Annotated in this window: 21 protein-coding genes (1 of these 21 only partly in view); 2 read left to right on the forward strand and 19 right to left on the reverse strand. The window is 56.0% G+C overall.

All coding sequences use genetic code 11. The annotated features are described in order from the left end of the window. The 15 genes from JD108_RS19760 to hprK form a co-directional block, all read right to left on the reverse strand. A protein-coding gene (locus JD108_RS19760) for a TRAP transporter permease (RefSeq protein WP_198827638.1) crosses the window boundary here: on the reverse strand, positions 1-1,105 show its 5' portion. It extends 863 nt beyond the left edge of the window; only the first 1,105 of its 1,968 coding nucleotides appear in the window; the start codon lies at positions 1,103-1,105; its stop codon lies beyond the left edge, outside the window. Further along, positions 1,102-1,611, reverse strand: a complete 510-nt coding sequence (locus JD108_RS19765) for a DUF1850 domain-containing protein (RefSeq protein WP_198827639.1) — start codon at positions 1,609-1,611, stop codon at positions 1,102-1,104. Before JD108_RS19765 ends, JD108_RS19760 begins: the two co-directional genes overlap by 4 nt. A gap of 31 nt (positions 1,612-1,642) precedes the next feature. Next, entirely contained in the window at positions 1,643-2,647 is a 1,005-nt protein-coding gene (locus JD108_RS19770; RefSeq protein ID WP_198827640.1) for a TAXI family TRAP transporter solute-binding subunit, read from the reverse strand. 179 nt (positions 2,648-2,826) lie between these two features. Further along, positions 2,827-4,194 (reverse strand): sigma-54-dependent transcriptional regulator, encoded by a 1,368-nt coding sequence (locus JD108_RS19775; protein ID WP_198827641.1) that lies wholly within the window; start codon positions 4,192-4,194, stop codon positions 2,827-2,829. Continuing rightward, entirely contained in the window at positions 4,179-6,119 is a 1,941-nt protein-coding gene (locus tag JD108_RS19780) for a transporter substrate-binding domain-containing protein (protein ID WP_198827642.1), read from the reverse strand. Before JD108_RS19780 ends, JD108_RS19775 begins: the two co-directional genes overlap by 16 nt. 186 nt (positions 6,120-6,305) lie before the next feature. After that, positions 6,306-7,013 (reverse strand): bifunctional phosphoribosyl-AMP cyclohydrolase/phosphoribosyl-ATP diphosphatase HisIE, encoded by a 708-nt coding sequence (gene hisIE, locus JD108_RS19785; RefSeq protein WP_198827643.1) that lies wholly within the window; start codon positions 7,011-7,013, stop codon positions 6,306-6,308. Continuing rightward, a complete protein-coding gene (gene hisF / locus JD108_RS19790; protein ID WP_198827644.1) occupies positions 7,010-7,768 on the reverse strand; it encodes an imidazole glycerol phosphate synthase subunit HisF in 759 nt (252 codons plus the stop codon). Before hisF ends, hisIE begins: the two co-directional genes overlap by 4 nt. A 1-nt stretch (position 7,769) precedes the next feature. Beyond that, on the reverse strand, positions 7,770-8,513 hold the full coding sequence (gene hisA, locus JD108_RS19795; protein WP_198830195.1) for a 1-(5-phosphoribosyl)-5-[(5-phosphoribosylamino)methylideneamino]imidazole-4-carboxamide isomerase: 744 nt from the start codon (positions 8,511-8,513) through the stop codon (positions 7,770-7,772). A 2-nt stretch (positions 8,514-8,515) separates the two neighbouring features. After that, complete coding sequence (hisH, locus tag JD108_RS19800; RefSeq protein ID WP_198827645.1) at positions 8,516-9,145, reverse strand: imidazole glycerol phosphate synthase subunit HisH; 630 nt, start codon at positions 9,143-9,145, stop codon at positions 8,516-8,518. Position 9,146: 1 nt separating this feature from the next. After that, positions 9,147-9,746 carry an imidazoleglycerol-phosphate dehydratase HisB gene (gene hisB, locus JD108_RS19805; protein ID WP_198830196.1) on the reverse strand — a complete coding sequence of 200 codons (600 nt, stop codon included), beginning with the start codon at positions 9,744-9,746 and terminating at the stop codon, positions 9,147-9,149. Continuing rightward, positions 9,746-11,041, reverse strand: a complete 1,296-nt coding sequence (gene hisD / locus JD108_RS19810; protein WP_198830197.1) for a histidinol dehydrogenase — start codon at positions 11,039-11,041, stop codon at positions 9,746-9,748. The genes hisB and hisD overlap by 1 nt, the downstream gene beginning before the upstream one ends. Positions 11,042-11,064: 23 nt before the next feature. Beyond that, positions 11,065-11,715, reverse strand: a complete 651-nt coding sequence (gene hisG, locus JD108_RS19815) for an ATP phosphoribosyltransferase (RefSeq protein ID WP_198827646.1) — start codon at positions 11,713-11,715, stop codon at positions 11,065-11,067. A gap of 87 nt (positions 11,716-11,802) precedes the next feature. Then, a complete protein-coding gene (locus tag JD108_RS19820; protein WP_198827647.1) occupies positions 11,803-12,963 on the reverse strand; it encodes an ATP phosphoribosyltransferase regulatory subunit in 1,161 nt (386 codons plus the stop codon). 238 nt (positions 12,964-13,201) lie between these two features. Then, positions 13,202-13,708 (reverse strand): acyltransferase, encoded by a 507-nt coding sequence (locus tag JD108_RS19825; protein WP_198827648.1) that lies wholly within the window; start codon positions 13,706-13,708, stop codon positions 13,202-13,204. Between the two features lie 26 nt (positions 13,709-13,734). Further along, positions 13,735-14,670 carry an HPr(Ser) kinase/phosphatase gene (gene hprK / locus JD108_RS19830; RefSeq protein ID WP_198827649.1) on the reverse strand — a complete coding sequence of 312 codons (936 nt, stop codon included), beginning with the start codon at positions 14,668-14,670 and terminating at the stop codon, positions 13,735-13,737. A gap of 241 nt (positions 14,671-14,911) precedes the next feature. Here hprK and JD108_RS19835 point away from each other — a divergent pair, with 241 nt between their 5' ends. Then, positions 14,912-16,252 carry a sensor histidine kinase gene (locus JD108_RS19835; RefSeq protein WP_198827650.1) on the forward strand — a complete coding sequence of 447 codons (1,341 nt, stop codon included), beginning with the start codon at positions 14,912-14,914 and terminating at the stop codon, positions 16,250-16,252. Positions 16,253-16,268: 16 nt separating this feature from the next. Beyond that, entirely contained in the window at positions 16,269-16,886 is a 618-nt protein-coding gene (locus JD108_RS19840) for an accessory gene regulator ArgB-like protein (RefSeq protein WP_198827651.1), read from the forward strand. A 279-nt stretch (positions 16,887-17,165) separates the two neighbouring features. Here the strand turns inward: JD108_RS19840 and JD108_RS19845 are convergent, their stop codons facing one another. The 4 genes from JD108_RS19845 to uvrA are packed head-to-tail and all read right to left on the reverse strand — an operon-like array spanning position 17,166 to position 21,282. After that, complete coding sequence (locus JD108_RS19845) at positions 17,166-17,528, reverse strand: phage holin family protein (protein WP_198827652.1); 363 nt, start codon at positions 17,526-17,528, stop codon at positions 17,166-17,168. 51 nt (positions 17,529-17,579) lie between these two features. Beyond that, positions 17,580-18,209 carry an HD domain-containing protein gene (locus JD108_RS19850; protein WP_198827653.1) on the reverse strand — a complete coding sequence of 210 codons (630 nt, stop codon included), beginning with the start codon at positions 18,207-18,209 and terminating at the stop codon, positions 17,580-17,582. Positions 18,210-18,227: 18 nt separating this feature from the next. Next, the gene (locus tag JD108_RS19855; RefSeq protein ID WP_198827654.1) at positions 18,228-18,407 is read right to left on the reverse strand and encodes a hypothetical protein; all 180 of its coding nucleotides are present in this window, start codon (positions 18,405-18,407) and stop codon (positions 18,228-18,230) included. Between the two features lie 7 nt (positions 18,408-18,414). Continuing rightward, entirely contained in the window at positions 18,415-21,282 is a 2,868-nt protein-coding gene (gene uvrA / locus JD108_RS19860; RefSeq protein WP_198827655.1) for an excinuclease ABC subunit UvrA, read from the reverse strand. Positions 21,283-21,293: the final 11 nt, after the last annotated feature.

Below are 21,293 nucleotides of genomic sequence, written 5' to 3' on the forward strand. Positions count from 1 at the left end.
GCTCACGGAGCACGTCCCTCACCTTGGGCAGCTCTTCCTTGGTCAAGCCTTGCAGATTGTCCCGGTCTGCCCGCAGATGCACCTGAGCCAGCAAGCCAAAGTAGTACATGATCGCGGGAATCAGCGCAGCGATGGCAATCGTAATGTAGGGAACCCCCAAGGTTTCCGCCATGATAAAGGCAGCCGCTCCCATGATCGGCGGCAAAATCTGTCCGCCCACCGCTGCCGTGGCTTCTACGCCGGCAGCAAAATCCGGTTTATAGCCGACGCGCTTCATCATCGGAATGGTAAAGGAGCCCGTCGTCACCACACTGGCAACGGCCGAACCGTTGATCGAGCCGTGCACCGCGCTGGCGATGACCCCTACTTTGGCGGGTCCCCCTTTGCTGCTTCCGGCCACGGCCAATGACAAGTCATTAAACAGCGTGCCCATGCCGGACTTGGACAAAAATGCCCCAAAGATGATGAACAAGATAATAAAAGAGGCAGATACCGCCGTCGCGTCGCCAAAAATGCCTTCGGTGGTCACGTACATGTAATTAAAAATGTCGCTGAACGTATAGCCCCGATGGGCAAAATCTCCCGGCAAATAGGGACCCAGGTAGGCATAGGCGACAAAAATGCTCGCCATCGCGGTCAGTTCCCATCCCGCGACCCGGCGGGAGGCTTCCAGTACGAGCAAGCAGGTGACCGTCGCAAAAACCACATCCAGCGTCGAGGGAATACCCCCGCGATTCACAATCTCCAGATAATAGATAAAAATATAGCCTGCCGTCCCAAGCGAAGCCAACGCCAGCACCGCATCAAACAGCGACAGCCTCTTGCGTGACGCCTTTTTCCACCCCGGATATAAAAGGTAGATCAGGCACAGGACAATCGCCACATGGAGCGAACGATGTTTCAGGGTTACAAAGGGGATGGCGTATGCGGCGTAGAGATGGTAGAGTGCAAAGCCTATCGCAATAACAGAAACGAGGACGGTGATCCACTTTTTATCAAACACGCGATAGCCGGCTTCTTTGTCGTATTCTTGCAGGATCGCTTGCGCCTTGCTTTCATTCTGGCGCACTTCTTCATCCGTGAGCATCTGGTTCGAAGCACTCATCTCCCCGTCACTCCCTTCCTTGTTTCTAGTTTGTATAGATACCGGTACCACCAGGGGAACCATTTGACGGACAACTCCAACGATGTGCCCAATGGCAGTACATCGGATAATTTCCACTGTTGATGACGAACGCGCAACAGGTAGTCATCTCGGGTGATTAAGTACAAAACGGAATCTCTCCGTTGATGGAGCGCTGTGATTTTGATCCAGCCGTCTTGAACCGTGACAGTCGCATCTGAAACTTCCGAGGGGACGCCCGCCCCAAAAGCACGAAAAGTCGTTTCCGTTAATTCCATCCCGCGAAGCCAATCCACCGTGTACGTCTCCCTCCACGGGGTCCGCTCCACGGAGTGAACCCACTCTACCTCGAACTGATCCCGCCAGTAGAGAGGCACCGCGCCAATCATGGCTTGTTGATGAAAATCCCGCATCAGCAAAAAGGGGTGGGGCCCCAGCAGCGCGAGGCCCACGATCAGGAGAATTCCCACGCGTGTCCAATTCTTCATGATGCTTCCCCCTTTTTGTCGAATAAGCGGATTAGTCGAGCGCGCCTACTTCCTTATAGTATTTCTCTGCCCCAGGATGGAGCGGAACTACGAGGTTTTTCCCCGCTTCTTTCACATCGATGTCTTTGGCGGCGTTGTGAGCGTCCTTTAACATATCCAGATTCTCAAAGAAGGCTTGCGTCAGCTTGTACACCTGATCATCCGACAAATCGCTCCGCACGAGCATGATATTGCGGATCGCCGCCGTCTGGACAGCCTCATCGTTTTTGTAGAGACCCGCCGGAATTTCCGCCGAGACGAAGAACGGGAACTGCTCTGCCATTTTGTCGACGTCCTCTTTTTTGATCGGGACGATTTCCACATCTTTGGTCGTCATCAAATCGATCACCGTAGAATTGGGCAATCCCGAGGTGACAAAGGCGGCATCGATCGCATTGTTTTTCAGCTGCTCGATCGCCTCGGCGTAGGAAAGATAGTCGGCCTTGATATCGTTGTAGGTAAGACCGTGACCGGCCAGCACCATCCGCGCGTTTACCTCTACCCCGGAGTTGGGCGCCCCGACACCGACGCGCTTCCCTTTCAGATCATGGATGGATTTGATATTGCGGTCCTTCAGCGTGACGACCTGTACGTAGTTGAGGTACAGCCCGGCCATCGCTCTCAGCTCCTTGATGGCGCCGCTATCTTTGAAGTTCTCTTGACCTTCGTACGCAAACGAGGTGACATCCGACATCACAAAAGCGAGGTCGGCTTTTTTCGCTTTCAGAAGGTTGATGTTTTCCACGGAAGCCCCGGTAGATTGGACAGAGGCGTTGTAACCCAGCTTATCCTTGTAGATTTTGGCCATCGCCCCGCCAATGGTGTAGTACGGGCCCGAGCTTCCCCCCGTGGCAATCGTCAGGAATTTCTGCTCGCTTCCGCCTCCGGATGGAGCCTCTCCAGCAGCTCCGCCCTGTGTCGAGGTTTGCCCACCACAGGCTGATACCGTAAGGACCAGCAGGGTGGATGACAGAATCGATACCATTTTCTTTAGCATGTTGAATCCCCCTTTTTTTGTGAAAACGTTTGCAATCTGATTAATAAGCAACATCCATGCCAAACATAAGAGCACCACGTTAAAGAGCCTTTTTCCCGTTTTTCGTCGATTCGCAACAGAAAAACCGGAAAAAAGATCCGTTTGATGCGGAATTTTTTTCCGGTATTGAAGGCCAGAGCTTATTCGGATTCGAAATACTGCTTTAGCTTTTGCCGGAGTCCCCGCTCACTGATCCCCAGCTGATCAGCCGTTTTTTTCCGATGCCCCCCGTTTTTCTCCAGGGCGTGCAGGATGACGAGCCGTTCCGCTTCCTCCAGAGAGGCGTGAGAGGGGATGAAAAGGCCGTCTTGCCCTTGCTGGCTCATACGCCTTGCCGACTGCTGATTCACAACGGATGCCGGCAGATCATCCACCGTAATTACATCGCCCGAGGAGAGCGCTACGGCGTACTCGATAATATTGGCCAGCTCTCTTACATTTCCCGGATAGGTGTAGGAAAAGAGCTTTTTCTTCGCCTCCGGACTGCACTCCTTCTTTTCTTTTCCCATATTGGCCGCAGAAAGGTCGAGAAAATGGTCTACCAAAAGAGGCACATCCTCCGGCCGCTCCCGCAGAGCCGGGGTGTGAATCGGAATGACATTGAGCCGGTAGTACAAATCTTCGCGAAAAGCCCCCCTGGCGACTTCCTCCTCCAGATTCCGGTTCGTCGCCGCGATGAAGCGAATATCGACTTCCTTGGTCTGGTAACTGCCCAGCGGCATTACCGTCCGCTCCTGGATCACCCGCAGCAGCTTCGCTTGCAGAGCGAGCGGCATCTCGCCGATCTCATCGAGAAAGACGGTGCCGCGGTGCGAGCGCTCAAACAGGCCGGTTTTCGTCTGCAGGGCTCCGGTGAATGCGCCCTTCTCGTAGCCGAACAGTTCGCTCTCCAGCAAATTCTCGGGGATCGCCGCACAGTTGATCACGGAAAATGCGGCATCCCGCCGCACCCCTTGAAAGTGGATGGCGCGGGCGACCAACTCCTTGCCCGTGCCGCTCTCCCCTGTAATGAGGATATTGGACGGAATATCCTTCACTTTTTCAATAAGCTGATACAACTTTTGCATTTGCGGGCTTTTCCCGATCATTCCCGCATAGGACTGCTGCTGCTTGACTGCGTCGCTCAAGACTTTTACCCGTTTGTGCAGCTTTTGAAATTCCAGCGCTTTGCCCACAAGCAGCTTTACTTCATCGAGATGAAGCGGCTTGGTCAAGTAATGGTAGGCGCCGGCCTTCATCGCGGCGACCGAAGATTCAATCGTCCCGAACGCGGTCATCATAATAATCGTGACATCGGGTCGGAGCTGTTTGATCTTCGGGAGCAGATCCAGTCCACTGATCACCCCCAGATTGAGGTCCAGCAGCACGCAGTCGATCTCCTCCTGCTGCAAGAGAGAGAGGGCGCTTCTCTCTTCCTTGGCTGTAAACACCTCAAAATCATCCTCTAAGGCGAACGACAGCGAGGCGCAAATAGCCGGTTCGTCGTCCACAATCAGTAATCTTGGCATGACGGCACTCCTTCTCTTGGCTCTGGAAAGTATAGAATAAACGTCGTTCCTTCTCCCTTTCGGCTGCTGACCTCGATTCGCCCTCCATGCTCCCGCATGATTTTTTCGCTGACGTACAGGCCGAGTCCGATTCCCTGTGTCTTGGTCGTGAGGAACGGTTCAAACAGATGAGGCAAAAGGTCATCGGCGATGCCTTCGCCGGAATCGCTGACTGACAGCTGGACGCCGTCCTCTCCTTGCATCGCCCGGATATGCAGCCGTTTTGTCTGGCTGGCGGACATCGCTTCCAGCGCGTTCATCACGAGATTAATCAGCACCTGCTTCATCCGGCCGCGGTCCATGCATACCATTATGCCGGGCGGTATATCCACCTTTACCTCCACTTGTTCATTGGCCGCTCTCTTGGCGAATAGCCCGATGACGGAATCGATCAGCTTACGCACATCGGTCATCGCCATTTCCAGCGGTTTGGAGCGAGAGTAATCAAGCAAATCCTCCAGGATGCGATTCATCCGCTCCATCTCTTCCGGGACGTATTGCAGCAGCTGCGAGCGAAAGCGCTGGTCATCCAGCTTTTTCGGCAATAGCTCGATAAACGTCTTGATGGCCGTCAACGGATTGCGCAGCTCATGGGCCATCCCGGCCGCGAGTTGGCCCAGGGCGTGCATCTTCTCCTGGGCGATCAAGCGGGCCTGCAACCGCTTTTGCTCCGTTCGGTCCTGCAAATTGACGATCCACCCGACGTGCTCGCTTTCGGCATTGCCAAACGGCGCCATATAATAATGAAAAACCCGGCCGGAGCCCTCCCCGAATTCAAATTCGCCCTCGAACAGGGACGGCTTGTCCGCCGCCAGCGCTTGCTGCAAAGGCAGCTGCGGCAGCAGCGTCCCGATCGGCAGCCCCAGCGCGTGCTCATCGGTCACCAGCAGCCGCCGCGCCACCTGATTAACCAGCGTGATGCGGCCGCCGACATCGAGGGACAGGATCGCGCTTTCGGTATTGTCCAGCACCTCTCGCTGGAAGGCCAACGCATCGGCCAAGGCGGCGGTTTGGCGTCTTACCTCCGCTTTCAGCCGATAGTTCCAAAAGAAAATGGCGACGAGGGTGATCGCTGCCAGAGACATGATGATCAAAAGGCCGATCACCGCTTTTCGATACCGATCGGTGACATGCGGCGAGTACGGCTCAAAGTAATAGCTGTACAACCGGGTATAGGTGCCGTCCCGATACAGCTTGTTCAGACCTTCATTTACCTTTTCCAGCAATTCGTAATTGCCCTCCCGTACGGCAAAGGCATAGTCCGTGGGGTTGATCAGGCCGGAGCGCATGACGTACTCGTCCGGTTTGCCCGCTTCATTCAGCAGATACTCCGCCGTCCAGCGGTTCCCGATAAACGCGTCCGCCCGCCCTCTCATCAGATTTTCCAAGGCATCCCGCTGGTTGAAAGAAACAAGCATTTTGACTCTTCGGACATTATTGAGCAGGTCCATGCCGACATTTCCCCGCTGCACCGCCACGACTTTTTCCCGCAATTGGTTGAGCGTATAGATCTCGCTGTCATGTTTGGGGACCAGCAGCACTTCGGACATGGTAAAAAACGATTCGCTAAAGTCAAACACGAGGTCATAGGTGCTGGTATATTTGATCCCGAGAAGAACATCCACCTGTCCCTCCCGCAGATAGGCGAGGGCGTCCTCCCACTCCAATGGCACGTATTGCAGCTCGTATCCGTTTTCTTCCGCGATTTCTTTCATCAGTTCGATATTAAACCCACGAGGCTGGCCGCTGCGATCCAGATAGGTAAAAGGGGGAAGCTCCTTGTCGAACGCTACGCGAAGCACCTTGGCCTCAGCCCCTGCCGCCTGCGGGAACAGCCCGAAAAACAGAGCCCATATCAGGATCCAGCCACAATAGCGTTTCCACATGAGATCTCCTCCTTTCCACGTGTCCTCGTTTTCCTTGTTTCTTGGACGGCAAGCTCGCTAGGTTACGATGAGTCCATTATAGCCCGGAATATTTCTTATATGGAAAGAAAAATCCACCCTGGCTTTATTTCGCGGGTGGATAGAAAAAAGGCTGTTATTCAAGCTGATGGTATCTATGAGTGTGTGTTACCGTCTTTTCCGCAGCTCCGCCAGTACTTCGTCCAGCGGCAGCTTCTGTTCGCGGAGCAGCACCAGGAGATGGTACACAAGATCGGCAGCCTCGCAGCGAAGTTCTTCCGGATTGCGATTTTTCGCGGCGATGATCACCTCAGCCGCCTCCTCGCCCACCTTTTTCAAAATCTTGTCCACGCCCTTTTCGAACAGGTACGTGGTGTAGGCTCCCTCCGGACGCTCCGCTTCGCGGGCGGCGATCAGCTGCTCCAATTCGCTCAAGATCGCAAAGCGCTCGGACCCGGGCAAAGATGCTGCCGCTTTGGCATTTGCCTCGCCACTGGGAATTACCTCACCACCGGCACTGATGCCACCGGCGCTGGCATCTGCCGCGTCCGGGCAGAGTTCATGGGAAAAACAGCTGTACGATCCGGTATGGCAGGCGGGTCCCTGTGGAACCACGAGGACGACGAGCGCATCCTGGTCGCAATCGTATTTGATCTGGGCGATTCGCTGGGTGTTGCCGGAAGTCGCCCCTTTGTGCCACAGCTCCTGGCGGGAGCGGCTCCAGAACCAAGTCTCTCGGGTCGCCAGAGACTTCGCCAGGGACTCCCGGTTCATGTAGGCGAGAGTCAGCACTTCCTTGCTCACGGCATCCTGCACGATGGCCGGGATCAAGCCGTTTTCATCAAATCGCAGCGCTTCGGTGGAAAACGTAGTCATAACCGGATGTCGACTCCTTTCGCCTGCAAATACTCTTTGACTGCCTGAATCGAGGTCTCCTCGTAGTGGAAAATGGAGGCGGCCAGTGCCGCATCGGCCTTGCCTTCGGTGAGCACCTCATAAAAATGCTCGCGGCTTCCTGCCCCGCCCGACGCGATGACCGGAATTCCTACGGCTTCCGAGACCAGACGGGTCAGCGCAAGGCCAAAGCCCTTTTTCTCCCCGTCATTATCCATGCTGGTGAGGAGAATCTCGCCGGCTCCCAGCGCTTCCGCTTCCTGTGCCCACTCGATCAAATCCCGCCCGGTCGCGTTTCGTCCGCCGTGCGTGTACACTTCCCACTTGTTCTCTCCCACCCGGCGGGCGTCGATGGCCACGACTACGCACTGAGAGCCAAAGACAGTCGCGCCCTCGCGGATCAGCTCCGGTCTGAGCAGTGCTGCCGTATTCAGGGAAATTTTGTCCGCTCCTGCGCGCAGGATGCGCCTCATGTCGTCGACGCTGTTGATCCCGCCGCCGACGGTAAACGGGATCGTGATGTTGGCCGCTGTCCGCTCGATCACATCCACCATCGTCTTGCGCCCCTCATGTGACGCCGAAATATCGAGGAAGACCAGCTCGTCCGCCCCTTCCTCGCTGTATTTCTTCGCCAGCTCCACCGGATCGCCCGCATCTCGCAGGCCGACGAACTGTACGCCTTTGACCACGCGCCCGTCCTTTACATCCAGGCAGGGAATGATTCGTTTGGCCAGCATGCTACTCACACTCCCTCAGACGCGTTACGGCTTCGGACAGGGTGAAGGCTTTGGTGTACAGCGCCTTGCCCACGATGGCACCGCGAACCCCTTCGCCCGCAAAGCGATGGAGGACCACGAGATCATCCAGGACGCTGACGCCGCCAGAGGCGATCACTTCTTTTCCGGTCGCCCGCGCCAGTGCGGCAATCTCCTCCACATTCGGGCCTGTCAGCGTGCCGTCACGCGCAATATCCGTGTAGATAAAGGTCTCGGCCCCGTAGGAGACGAGCCTGCCCGCCAGTTCGGCGGCGCTTACATCGGTGGTGGTGAGCCAGCCCCGCGTCGCCACCATGCCATTTCGGCAATCCAGTCCGATTGCGATCTTTTCGCCATAGCGGCCGAGGATCGCCTCGGTAAACGGTTCATTCTCGATTGCGGCCGTACCCAGAATGACGCGGGCGACACCCGCCTCCAGGTAATCGCGGATCTGCTCCTCTGTACGAATTCCTCCGCCGACCTGCACGGGCACCTTCACTGCTTGGGCGATCTCTTTGATCAGCTCCCCATTGATCGGCTCCCCGGCCTTTGCTCCATCGAGGTCGACCAGATGGATCCAGGAAGCCCCCTGCGCTTCCCACTCCTTCGCCATCTCCAGAGGAGAGTCGGCATAGACGGTTTCTTGGGCGTAATCTCCTTGGAAGAGCCGGACACATTTTCCGCCCCGTATATCGATAGCCGGATAGATCGTAAAACGCTCGCTCACACTCACGCCGTTTCCCCCTCACACTGTTCTGCAAAATTGGCGAGCAGCCTCATCCCCGTCTCTCCGCTCTTTTCCGGGTGAAACTGCATGCCGTAGACCCGCCCCCGTCCCACGATGGCCGTCACCGGCTGATGATAATCGGTCGTGGCGAGCAGCACCTCGGGATCGCTCACACGGACGTGGTAGGAATGGACAAAATAGACGTATTCCCCGCTCCCCACGCCGCGCAGCAGCGGATGCTCCGAAGCCCTCTCCCCGCACAGGGAGAGTTGATTCCAGCCCATATGCGGCACCTTGTAGTCTCCTTCGAAGCGAACCGCTTCTCCGCCGAGCAGGCCGAGACCAGTATTTACGCCATGCTCTGTGCTCTGCTCAAACAGTAGCTGCATGCCGAGACAAATCCCCAGAAGCGGCCGCCCGGAATCGGCGTAGGCATGAATGCCCGCATCCAGACCCAGGACTTGAATATTTTTCATCGCATCGCCAAAAGCGCCCACCCCCGGCAGAATCAGTCCGGAAAAATCGTCCAGCCGCTCCGGACGGGAGATGAACTCGTACCCATAGCCGAGCCTTTCGATCGCCTTGCTCAAGCTGTAGAGATTGCCCATGCCATAGTCGATAATGCCGATCATGTTATAAAACCCCTTTGGTGGACGGGACACCTTTTACCCGCGGATCGACCGTCGTCGCTTCATCCAGGGCGCGTCCCAGCGCTTTGAAAATCGCTTCGATCATATGATGGGTGTTGTGGCCGTAGTGCAAGATCACGTGAAGATTGATCCTCGCCTCCAGCGCAAATTTCCAGAGGAATTCATGCACCAGTTCGGTCGGGAACTGACCCACGACAGGGGACGGGTAGACCGCCCGATACTCCAGATGCGGCCGGTTGCTGATGTCGATCACGACCTGCGCCAGCGCGTCGTCCATCGGGACAAAGGCGTTTCCGTAGCGCTTGATCCCTTTTTTGTCGCCCAGCGCTTCCCTGAGTGCCTGCCCCAGACAGATGCCGATATCCTCGACGGTGTGGTGGTAGTCGATCTCGATGTCGCCCTTTGCCTTTACCGTCAGGTCAAAATGGCCGTGCTTGGTGAACAAATCCAGCATGTGATCGAGAAAAGGCACCCCGGAATCCTGTATGCTGGCCCCTTGGCCGTCGACTGAAAATGTCAGGGCAATATCCGTCTCATTGGTCGTGCGGGCGATTTCCGCCGTCCGCTTGGTCGTCTCGCTCATCATTGGTCACGCTCCCCCTCTTCTTTGGCAAAGTCTATTAGCCGCTCCCGGATGGCGGCACCGTGTGCGCGCAAGCCCTCCTGTTCGGCCAGCGTTATGATTTTGTGGCCGTGTTCCCGCAAATCCTGTTTGCTGTAGGAGATCACACTTGATTTTTTGATAAAGTCATCCACGGACAGCGGCGAAGAGAAACGGGCCGTTCCGTTGGTCGGGATGACGTGATTGGTCCCTGCGAAGTAGTCGCCGACCGGCTCCGAAGAGTAAGGACCGAGGAAAATCGCCCCGGCATTTTCCACCTTGCCGAGCTGGTCGAACGGATTCTCCACCATGATCTCCAAATGCTCGGGAGCCAATCGGTTGACGGCAGCAAAGCCCTCGTCCAGATCCTTCACGAGCAAAATGGCGCCGAAGTCGCGCAAGGCAGCCTCCGCGATCGCGCGGCGCGGCAGGTCGGCCAGTTGTCTCGCAAGCTCCGCGGCCACGGCTTCCGCCAACGCCCGGGAAGGGGTGACCAGCACCGCCGCAGACATCGGGTCGTGCTCGGCCTGGGACAAAAGATCGGCCGCCACATAGCGCGGGTTGGCCGAGTCGTCAGCCAGCACCACGATCTCGCTCGGCCCCGCCACCATATCGATGCTGACCAGGCCAAAAACTTCCCGTTTGGCCAACGCGACGTAGATGTTGCCGGGTCCGACGATTTTATCCACGGGCTTGATCTGCTCGGTCCCGTAGGTCAGGGCGGCGATCGCCTGCGCTCCTCCCACTTTGTACATCTCCGTTACTCCCGCGATCCTGGCTGCCACGAGGATGGCCGGATTGATTTTCCCGTCTTCTCCCGGAGGAGTGACGATCACCAGCTCCGGCACACCGGCTATTTTCGCCGGCAGCGCATTCATCAGGACGCTCGAGGGGTAAGCCGCAGTCCCCCCCGGCACATAGAGCCCGACGCGTTTGAGTGGCCGTACGATCTGACCCAGCAATGTCCCGCTCTCCCGCATCGCCATCCACGACTGGCGCACTTGCCGCTGGTGAAAATCGCGGATGTTTGCGGCGGCCTCGGCCAGCGCGGCCTTTACCTCGGCAGAGACCAAGCCCTCCGCCTCCGCGTATTCTTCGTCACTGACGCGAAAGCGCTCCAGTCGCACCCGATCAAAACGCTCAGTATACGCACGAACCGCCTCGTCGCCCTTTTGGCGCACCTCGGCCAGAATCGACTGAACCGCGGCCCGCTGCTCTAGGCTTCCGGTTTCGACCGATCGTTTGCCATCGTAGTCGGCGGCTTGCATTATTCGGATCATGCTTTTCACTCTCCCATTCCCTATCCCCGTGACCGGGGCACGACCTCCAGAAATTTCTGGGCTATATCATCCACAGCTTCGCTCTTCATCCGATAGCTCGCCCGGTTGGCGATCAGTCTGGTCGTAATCTCGCAGATATGCTCCAGCTCCACGAGTCCGTTTTCTTTTAATGTCCGTCCCGTAGAGACGATGTCGACGATCCGGTCGGCCAGGCCAATCAAAGGGGCCAGCTCGACGGAGCCGTTCAGCTTGATCACTTCTACCTGCTGTCCCTGCTCGCGGAAGTAGCGGGAGGCAATCCGCGGATACTTGGTCGCGACCCGCGGCGCCTCCGCCGGCTTCCAGTCCCCCAGCCCGGCGACGACCATCCGGCAATAGCCAATCTCCAGATTGAGCAGCTCGTAGACGTCGCGCTCCTCTTCCAAGAGAACGTCCTTTCCCACCACTCCCACATCGGCTACGCCGTACTCCACATAGGTAGGAACATCGGTCGGTTTGGCCAGGATGAACTCCAGGCTGGCATTTTCCACAGGGATGATCAGCTTGCGGGAGTCCTGCAATTCCCTCGTTACCTCCAAACCTGCCTGCTGCAGGAAGGCGATCGCTTCTTCAAAAATCCTTCCCTTGGGCATGGCGATAGTTAATTTCCGTTCATTATCTGGCAGACTCATGTATTGATTCCTCCCGTCCCTTCGGACATCCGCAGCCTTTTTTGGATGCGGCTGTCTCCGCATGTCAGTAGAGCGGCTCGCTATTCCCTAGACGTACAGCACAGCATCATCATCCTGCTCGCTCCAGAGACGCGCCTCCTCCCGGTCTCGCACCCGCTTGGTGACGACCACCTGCCCCGCTTGTCGCATCTTTTGGGCTTCCGAGAGAGCCTGGGCACGGTATTCATCCGTATAGTACACCTGAACCGGCTTTTTCCAGGGCTGTTCATTCGCGGGGGCCACCTGCAGCAAACGATCCATTTTGATGGCAAAGCCGGTAGCGGGTGCCGGGCGGCCAAACTGCTCCAGCAGGCGATCATACCGGCCCCCTCCCAGCAGCGGCGAGCCGAGGTCGGCGGCATATCCCTCAAACACGACACCGGTATAGTAGTCCATATTGCTGATCAGATTAAAATCGAGCAGCAGCGCCTCCGTAACGCCGTATGCCTCCAGCGCTTCCCACAAGGAAGAGATCGTCTCTACGGCGCGGCGGGCTTTCCCGTTCACGGTCAGCTCCCGCGCTTCCTGGATCTTTCCCTTTCCCCCGCGCAGCCGCAGAAGCGAATGCAGCCTCTTCTTCTCATCGGGGGCGAGGTCCAGCTCATCCGCCAGTTGACGGAACCCGACAAAATCGCGTTCGTACAGAAAGCGGCGGAATTGGGAGCGGACAGCTGCTTCGCTCACCGTCTCTTCCAACAGCCCTTCCACAAAGTCCACATGTCCGATCGCAATCCGGAAGGTCTCGGCACCGGCCGCCCGCAAGCAGAAGACCGCCAGCGCGATCGCTTCCGCATCTGCGTCCACGGCTCCGTCCCCGATCAATTCAATGCCGGTTTGAAAAAACTCTGCATTGCGCCCGGCTTCCTTTTCCTGTGCTCGAAACACATTGGTCTGATAAAAAAGTCGTATGGGAAAGGGCACATCCTGGTACAAGGAAGAGACGACCCGCGCGATCGGCGATGTCATATCAGGCCGAAGCACCACCGTATGCCCTTGTTTGTCCAGCAGCCGAAACATTCTGTCAGTCAGCGTGACGCTGGCAGCGCCGACGGTATCGTAGTATTCCAGGGAAGGCGTGAGAATCTCCCGGTATCCCCACCGCTCTATGCAGGCACGCAATTCGCGCTCCAAATGCCGTTGTTTGGCCAGTGATTCCGGCAGTATATCCCGCATGCCCAAAGGCTTTTCAAATCCCAACGGCTTCGTCATCGCAAGTCCCTCCGTATCCAAATGCTTTACTCTGCTAATATGGTAGCAAACTAAAGTGTTATGTAGAAGAGTATCACGTTGCTTCCCTACGGTCAACTCCGTTGATATTAATGTGAATATTCAGTTTTTCGGGTCTTTATCCGGCACTTCTTTTGCAACAGAAAAAAGCCCGGATGTTCTCACAGGAAACCTGCTTCTCCGGGCCAGCTCGTCTTCACTGATGGTTGTTCTCTGATTCCTATTCTTCCTTTTGCCCGCCATTCCCTTCGCGGATCAGCTGCATCGGATTCCCGCCGACAAAAGCTCCCGGCGGGACATCCTTGTGGACGACGGTTCCGGCTGCGACGATGGCTCCCTCGCCAATCGTCACACCAGGCAGAATCGTGCTGTTTGCTCCGATGAGCACGCCATCCCCGATGCGCACCTCGCCGAGCCGATACTCCTCCACCAGATACTCGTGCGCGAGGATGGTTGTATTGTAGCCGATGACACAGTTCCGCCCGATCTTGATCAACTCCGGAAACATCACGTCCATCATCACCATGAGCGCCACGGCGGTCTGTTGCCCGATCTCCATGCGCAAAAAGGTACGGTACAACCAATTTTTCCAGGAGAGAAACGGCGTGTACCGGGCGATTTGAATCACGATGAAGTTTTTCATCACTTTCCAAAAGCTGACCGTGCGATATAGCTGCCATAACGGATTGGCCCCGTGAACGGGGAATCGTCTGGTCTGTCTGCTCATGTGCTCTTCCCTTTCTGCCCCTGCCTCTACAGGTCGGAATCCGTATCCTCAAAAATCATATCGGATTGCTTTTTGGTGAAATGGACCGCAGCATTGTAGCCCATCCGCTTCAGTCGGAAGTTCATCGCAGCCACTTCGATAATCACGGCCAGATTTCGGCCGGGACGAACCGGAACGGTAATGATCGGAATCTCCGTATCCATGATTTTGATCTTTTCTTCATCCAATCCGAGGCGCTCGTATTGTTTGTGCGGCTCCCACAGCTCCAACTGCACCACCATCGCGATATTTTTCACATTGCGGACGGCACCCGCGCCAAACATCGTCATCACGTTGATGATGCCCACGCCGCGGATCTCCAGCAGATGCTGAATCAGCTCCGGAGCGCTTCCGACCAGCTGCTCCCCCTGAGTCTGCCGAATTTCCACCGCATCGTCCGCTACCAGCCGATGCCCTCGTTTGACCAGCTCGAGGGCCGCCTCGCTTTTGCCGATCCCGCTCGCCCCCATGATCAGCACGCCTACGCCGTATATATCAGTCAACACCCCGTGGATCGTCGTGGTCGGAGCCAGGCGGTTCTCCAGAAAGTTGGTGACCTTTCCCACGAGCGTCGTGGTCGCCAGCGAAGACTGCAATACCGGCAGGCCGCGTTCATTCGAGACCTGCAGCACTTCCTCCGGCACATCGAGATTGCGGGCCACGCAAATACAGGGAGTCTTGTCCTGCATGAGAAAACGCATCCGGTCCAGCTTTTCCCCTCTGCCCAGGGTCCGCAGGAAATTGATCTCCGTCAGCCCAAACAGTTGAATGCGCTCCTCAGCGTAGTAGGAGTAATAGCCGGCCAGTTGGAGACCGGGACGACTCAGGTCGGTAACGGTAATTTCTCTTCCCAGTCCCTCCTCGCCACTGAGCAGCTTCATGTGGAACTGATCCATCAGATGACTTACTTTTGTCTTCCGCACTTGTCTTCCCCCTCATCGTTTCTCTTTCTCGTCCCCTTTTTCGTACCCCCATTGTATCGAAAGTGGACGGGGGGCGACAACATCTCACTGCTTTCCAGTGGCAAGATCATTTACATCGAACCCTTTATTTCATAAGATAAGATTAGTGTTTCACCTTTTGTTACATAATGGTAGCTTCCAAGTCTACCGATTGCCGCCCGTTTTTCGTATGTGTGCCGCAGATTGAGAGGAGGCAAGTCTTTTGGATTTCGTCATCCGTTTTGTCTTGATAGACATGCCCGAAGCCCTTTTGCTTCTGGCGATCGCGTTTGCCGTTTATAACCTTTCTATTTTTACGTATAAAAGAAAGGCTTTGCTATTCGGCCTCCTTTTTTCGATTTTCGGAGAATTCCTCTCATTTGCCCATGTCCCTTATCAACCCAAGATCACGATCATATTTATCCTGAACATTGTTCTGCTGATTTACCTCTTTAAAGAAAAGATGCACACCGCAGTATCCATGTCGATTGCTGCGATTGGCAGCCTGTTTCTATCGGAATTTTGTCTGCTGCTTCTTTTCAACAGCATGAATATCTACTGGCCGGACATCCTGGCCTCGCCCTATCTGAAGTACATCGGGAGCGCCGTCTATCTGTCCCTGTTGCTGCTTCTGGCCTTCATCCTGCGGGCGACCCGCTTTGATCTGCGAAAATTAGTGCCGCGCAATCGTCATCACCGGTATCTGATTTTGCTGATTATCGTGGGAAGCGTGGAGTTTCTGCTTATTTTGTTTATGAATACGACTTTCTTTATCAAGGGGAATAATTCGCCCTTGCAAGAGTTTTACGCGCCGCAGTATCAGCTATTATTTCAATTGATCATTCTGGCTTTATTTATCGTGCTTGTCTTTTTGTTTCGCGTCTACGTCAGTCTCACGATCAATCGCGTCGAAACGGAAACAGAGATTCCGTATCTGCAAAATATAAACGATATGCTTACGGCGATTCGCTCGATCAAGCATGACTCTCTCAATCATTATACGGCGATCCATGGCTTCCTCAAGGAAGGAATGCACGAGAAGGGCAAGGAATACGTACAGCATCTGCTGCGGGAGACTCTATCGATCGAACAAGCAGTCGAAACGACGATTCAAGTGTTGGATGGAATTGAAAATCCGGCTGTCTCTTCGCTGCTCCAATCCAAGATGGCCATCTGTATCGCGGATCGGATCTCCTGCCGCATCAACATCTCCGAGAAGCAGCAGTTTTCCTTTATCCGTACATACGACTTGATCAAAATTATCGGCAATCTGTTTGACAATGCGATTCGCGCCGCTTCTTACGAGCTGGAAGAAAACCGCTACATCAAACTGGAATGGGGAACCGCCCCGGGGGAGCAATACCTGTATATTGAAAACAGCGGCCCGACGATCCCCAAAGAGAAGCTGCACGCAATCTTTCAACTGGGCTATACAACCAAAACGGATGGAGAAGGAGGGGTGGGACTAGCGGTAGTAAAATCCGTAACCGAGCGATATGGCGGACGGATCGACGTACAATCGGAAAATGGTGTTACCAGTTTTCGCGTTTCCTTTGACGCATAGGAAAAGGAGTGATCACATGGTCTGGACGACAAAGCTGTCGAACCACCTCGCCAAAAAGATCACGACAGACGAAAACCATGAGCGGTTCGAAGAAATTTCGCATGGCATCGAAATCTTTCTCTTGTATCTATTGAATATTGCCAGTTTGTTCGTCGTCTCTTACCTTCTCAATGCCGTTTGGGAAGTATTTTTCTTTACACTCGTCTACTATCTGCATCGTCTCATCACAGGGGGAGTTCATATGAGCACCCCCCTCTCCTGTTTGATTGTCGGGACAGCGCTGCTATCCGGACTCGGCTACGCTGTGTCTCTCCTGCCGTTGCTCTCCACCTCTCTAGCCACGGCCTGGATCCTGGTCGCGACGAGCGCTTCTCTTTTGATCAACTTGCGCTACGCCCCCGCTGCCCACACCTATCTGCCTACTGATGATCGAATCCGAATCATCAGTAGAAGAGTTGTCGCAATTTTGGTACTACTCAGTTGTCCCTTCCTCCTTTTTCTGGTAAACTATGAGCAGAAGGTAGCCATTCTCTATTCGACAGCTGTTTTGCTTCAAGCGGTGCACCTGCATCCGGTCTCCTACCGATTGGTAGCGGGCCTCGAAAAAACGATGGGAAAGGGTGGTTTCAAATGAAGAAATTGCGTGTTCTGGCGTCTAGTTTCTTTGCATCCTTGTCTGCCCTCAGTGTTGCCGGTGTTTTAAAGGGAGGCGTCTTTTACGAGCCTCTGCCTCCTGGTCAACGAGATAAGCAGTCGTAGTCCCTATCGTCAGGTACCTCTCTATCGTCATTGATCTGCAAAAACAAGACCGCTCTTGCCTTGTGGAAGAGCGGTCTTTCCTGTTTCTGTTTCTGATGCATTCCTAGCAGCCGGCGTTTGTCCTATCGGATGTCACCCCTGGACAGCCTGTTAGTCAGCCCTTCTTTTTGGAAATGATGCTTTCGATTATCCAGCCACACAGGCTCATCACAGCTGCCGCCATCAGCACCGTTCCAAAGGAGCCCGGCCATTCGCCGACCTCGAATCCATTGATCAAATAGGCCGTCAGTGCAAAGGTGAGGGCATTGATGACAAACCAGAACAAACCGAGTGTCATGACGCGCAGCGGCAGCGAAAAAAAGAGCAAGATCGGCCGGATGAACGTATTGACCAAGCCCAGGATAAATGCTGCCCACACCGCCACTCCAAACCCGGAGATCGTGACCGCCTCAAACCATTGACTGATCAGCAAAAGGACCGCACCATTCAACAATAGCTTGATGATCCAGCGAATCATGTCCTCGTCCCCCCTCTTCCCAGATATATGAATCTCCGTTCGGAAGTACGACTACAGGACCCCTTGCATTTCCTTTTTCCACTGTTCGAAAAAACGGACCATGAACGAGTGACGCTCGCGGGCGATGCGGCGAGCGGTCGCGGTCAGGAGACGTTCCTGAATGCGGCACAGCTTCCATTCGTACTCTTTCAGCGGCGTGTGCTGGCCGGGGTCATCGGAAGCGATCGGCTGCCCGATGACGCCCGAATAGGCAAAGGCCCGGCCGATCCCGATCGCGCCAATCGAATCCAGCTTGTCGGCGTCAAACAGGATCTTGTCCTCCAGGCTGGCCGGGGGCCGCTCCTTGCGAAAGCGGTGGGCCAGGATCACCTGCTGGATGCGTCCCACCACATCCTGGTCATAGCCGTATGCGGCCAGCAACGCCGGAGCCAACCGCGCACTGATCTCGGCATGGCACTCTCCCGTCTGGCGCTCTTCGGCGCGTCCAATATCGTGAAGCAAGGCGGCAGGGCGCAAAACCTCCATATCCGCAGACTCCTCTCCGCCGATTCGTTCGCAAAGTCCGATGACCCGCAAATTATGCTGCCAGTCATGAGCCGGGTCCTGGCCGTCAAAAAACTGTTTGGCTTGTTCGACCAAGGACACGGGCAACTGGCTCAGTGCCTGCTGTGCGTAATCCATCCTCTATTCCTCCTGTACTCACACCTCAGCATTCGTTTCGCAGCGAGGAAAGAAAATCCCGGAGCGGCGACTCCGGGATGTGTGAAACGTGCTGTTGTTGTGCTGATTGCTGTTGTTGTGCTGATTGCTGTTGTTGTTCTGATTGCTGTTGCCGTTTTCACGGCTGTCAGTCACCGTGGCTGCGACTGCTGCTGTCATCGCAAGCCTACTTGACGGCCAGCTGCTCCCAGCGGGCGACTGTACGTGCACGGTCGCGCTCCAGCACCGGGGCCAGAAACTCACCCGTATAGGAACCTTTTACGTTCACCACTTCTTCGGGTGTCCCGGTGGCGACGATCTGTCCGCCCCGCGTGCCTCCTTCTGGTCCGAGGTCCACGATGTAGTCGACGGTCTTGATCACATCGAGATTATGCTCGATCACCAGCACCGTATCCCCGTTTTCCACGAGGCGCTGAAGCACCTTCAGCAGACGGTCGATATCGTCCGTATGCAAACCGGTCGTAGGTTCGTCGAGGATGTAGAGCGTGCGGCCCGAGCTGCGGCGGTACAGTTCGGAGGCCAGCTTGACGCGCTGCGCCTCTCCCCCGGACAGCGTCGTGGCCGGCTGGCCCAGCTTCACGTAGCCCAAGCCGACATCTACCAGCGTTTGCAGCTTCCGCTCGATTTTCGGGAGGTTGCGGAAGTATTCCAGCGAATCCTCGATGGTCATTTCCAATACATCGGCGATGCTCTTGCCTTTGTACTTCACTTCCAGCGTCTCCCGGTTGTAGCGTTTGCCATGGCAGACTTCACACGGGACGTAGACATCGGGCAGGAAGTGCATCTCGATCTTGATGATCCCGTCCCCGCTGCAAGCTTCACAGCGGCCCCCTTTTACGTTGAAGCTGAAGCGGCCTTTTTTGTAGCCGCGCACCTTGGCTTCATTCGTGGAGGCAAACAGGTCGCGGATGTCGTCGAAGACGCCGGTATAGGTAGCCGGATTGGAGCGAGGCGTGCGCCCAATCGGTGACTGGTCGATGTCGATGACCTTGTCCAAATGCTCCAGACCGGTAATGCGGCGGTGCTCACCCGGCTTCGCTTTGGCCCGGTTCAGCTCGCGGGCCAGTGTTTTATACAGAATTTCATTGATCAGCGTACTTTTCCCGGAACCGGACACACCGGTAACGGCGACGAACAGCCCCAGCGGGATTTTGACCGTCACGTTTTTCAGGTTGTTTTCTCGGGCCCCTTCGATGGTCAGCCATTTGCCATTGGGCTGACGGCGCTCCATCGGCACCGGGATAAACTTGCGCCCGCTCAGGTAGGCCCCGGTCAGGGAGTCGGGATTCTCCATCACTTCTTGAGGCGTGCCGGCAGCCATGATCCGCCCGCCGTGGATGCCCGCACCCGGCCCGATGTCGATGATGTAGTCACAGGCCATCATCGTATCTTCGTCGTGCTCGACGACAATCAAAGTATTGCCCAGCTTGGTCATATGCTCCAGCGTCTTGATCAGGCGGGCATTGTCCCGCTGGTGCAGTCCGATGCTGGGTTCGTCCAGGATGTAGAGGACACCCATCAGACTGGAGCCGATCTGCGTCGCCAGACGAATCCGCTGCGCCTCGCCGCCGGAGAGCGTCCCGGCCGCCCGGCTCAGCGTCAGGTAATCCAGCCCGACATCGATCAGGAAATTGAGGCGGGCCTTGATTTCCTTGACGATCAGATTGGCGATTTTCGCTTCTTTTTCCGACAGCTCCAGCGAGTCAACGAATTGGAACGCTTCGGTAATGGAGAGATCGGTCAACTCGGAGATGCTGCGGTCGCCGACCTTCACCGCCAGGCTTTCCTGGCGCAGGCGATGCCCTTTGCAGACCGGGCAAGGCTTCTGGCTCATGAAGCCCTCGATCTGCTCCCGGATGTAATCCGAGCTGGTCTCCAAATGACGGCGCTGCAGGTTGGGGATCACCCCTTCGAAAGGAACGGTTGCCTCTCGCACCTGCCCAAACTCATTTTCGTAGCGGAACTGGATCTTTTCACCCTGGCTGCCGAACATGAGGATTTGCTTGTGCTCATCGGACAGCTCCTCATAGGGGATGTCCATCCGAATCCCAAAGTGACGGCAGGCAGACTCCAGCAGCTGCTGGTAGTACGTAGAGGACTTCGGCTCCCACGCTCCGATCGCTCCGTCATTCAATGTCTTGGTAATGTCGGGGACGACCATGTCGGGGTCGACCTCCAGCTTGACGCCAAGGCCGTCACACTCCGGGCAGGCGCCAAACGGACTGTTAAAAGAGAAGATCCGCGGCTCCAGTTCGCCGATGGAAAAGCCGCAGACCGGGCAGGCATGCTTTTCGCTGAACAAGAGCTCCTCATGCTCCATCACGTCCACGATGACTTTCCCGTCAGCCAGACGCAGCGCTGTTTCCAGGGAGTCGGCGAGACGAGGCTGCACTTCCGGCTTGACCACGATGCGGTCCACGACGACTTCGATGCTGTGTTTTTTATTCTTCTCCAGCTTGATCTCCTCGGAGAGATCGCGCACCTCTCCGTTTACCCGCACCCGGACAAAGCCTTGCTTGCGGATGTCCTCCAGGAGCTTCACATGCTCCCCTTTGCGCCCTTTCACCATCGGCGCCAGGATCTGCAGACGGGTGCGCTCCGGGTATTCCATCACGCGGTCCACCATCTGCTCGATGGTCTGGGATTGAATCTCGATCCCGTGCTGCGGACAGAACGCTCTGCCGACGCGCGCGTAGAGGAGGCGCAAATAGTCGTAAATTTCCGTGACCGTCCCGACGGTCGAACGCGGGTTGCGGCTGGTCGTCTTTTGGTCGATGGAGATCGCCGGGGAAAGCCCCTCAATCGAGTCTACGTCCGGCTTGTCCATCTGCCCGAGAAACTGGCGGGCGTAAGCGGAGAGAGACTCGACGTATCGGCGCTGTCCCTCGGCGTAAATCGTGTCAAATGCAAGCGATGATTTGCCCGAACCCGACAACCCCGTCAGCACGACAAACTTGTCGCGCGGAATGACGACGTCGATGTTTTTCAGGTTGTGAGCACGGGCCCCTTTTACGACAATATGTTCCAATGGCATGAGTTTACCTC

The organism is Brevibacillus composti (assembly GCF_016406105.1).
GTDB classification, from domain to species: Bacteria; Bacillota; Bacilli; order Brevibacillales; family Brevibacillaceae; genus Brevibacillus; species Brevibacillus composti.

What these genes read in the sequence shown, in the direction of transcription:
- JD108_RS19765 (WP_198827639.1), bottom strand. Translation starts at nt 1,611, where the DNA reads ATGAAGAATTGGACACGCGTGGGAATTCTCCTGATCGTGGGCCTCGCG.
- JD108_RS19770 (WP_198827640.1), bottom strand. Translation starts at nt 2,647, where the DNA reads ATGCTAAAGAAAATGGTATCGATTCTGTCATCCACCCTGCTGGTCCTT.
- JD108_RS19775 (WP_198827641.1), bottom strand. Translation starts at nt 4,194, where the DNA reads ATGCCAAGATTACTGATTGTGGACGACGAACCGGCTATTTGCGCCTCG.
- JD108_RS19780 (WP_198827642.1), bottom strand. Translation starts at nt 6,119, where the DNA reads ATGTGGAAACGCTATTGTGGCTGGATCCTGATATGGGCTCTGTTTTTC.
- hisIE (WP_198827643.1), bottom strand. Translation starts at nt 7,013, where the DNA reads ATGACTACGTTTTCCACCGAAGCGCTGCGATTTGATGAAAACGGCTTG.
- hisF (WP_198827644.1), bottom strand. Translation starts at nt 7,768, where the DNA reads ATGCTGGCCAAACGAATCATTCCCTGCCTGGATGTAAAGGACGGGCGC.
- hisH (WP_198827645.1), bottom strand. Translation starts at nt 9,145, where the DNA reads ATGATCGGCATTATCGACTATGGCATGGGCAATCTCTACAGCTTGAGC.
- hisB (WP_198830196.1), bottom strand. Translation starts at nt 9,746, where the DNA reads ATGAGCGAGACGACCAAGCGGACGGCGGAAATCGCCCGCACGACCAAT.
- hisG (WP_198827646.1), bottom strand. Translation starts at nt 11,715, where the DNA reads ATGAGTCTGCCAGATAATGAACGGAAATTAACTATCGCCATGCCCAAG.
- JD108_RS19820 (WP_198827647.1), bottom strand. Translation starts at nt 12,963, where the DNA reads ATGACGAAGCCGTTGGGATTTGAAAAGCCTTTGGGCATGCGGGATATA.
- JD108_RS19825 (WP_198827648.1), bottom strand. Translation starts at nt 13,708, where the DNA reads ATGAGCAGACAGACCAGACGATTCCCCGTTCACGGGGCCAATCCGTTA.
- JD108_RS19840 (WP_198827651.1), top strand. Translation starts at nt 16,269, where the DNA reads ATGGTCTGGACGACAAAGCTGTCGAACCACCTCGCCAAAAAGATCACG.
- JD108_RS19845 (WP_198827652.1), bottom strand. Translation starts at nt 17,528, where the DNA reads ATGATTCGCTGGATCATCAAGCTATTGTTGAATGGTGCGGTCCTTTTG.
- JD108_RS19850 (WP_198827653.1), bottom strand. Translation starts at nt 18,209, where the DNA reads ATGGATTACGCACAGCAGGCACTGAGCCAGTTGCCCGTGTCCTTGGTC.
- JD108_RS19855 (WP_198827654.1), bottom strand. Translation starts at nt 18,407, where the DNA reads ATGACAGCAGCAGTCGCAGCCACGGTGACTGACAGCCGTGAAAACGGC.
- uvrA (WP_198827655.1), bottom strand. Translation starts at nt 21,282, where the DNA reads ATGCCATTGGAACATATTGTCGTAAAAGGGGCCCGTGCTCACAACCTG.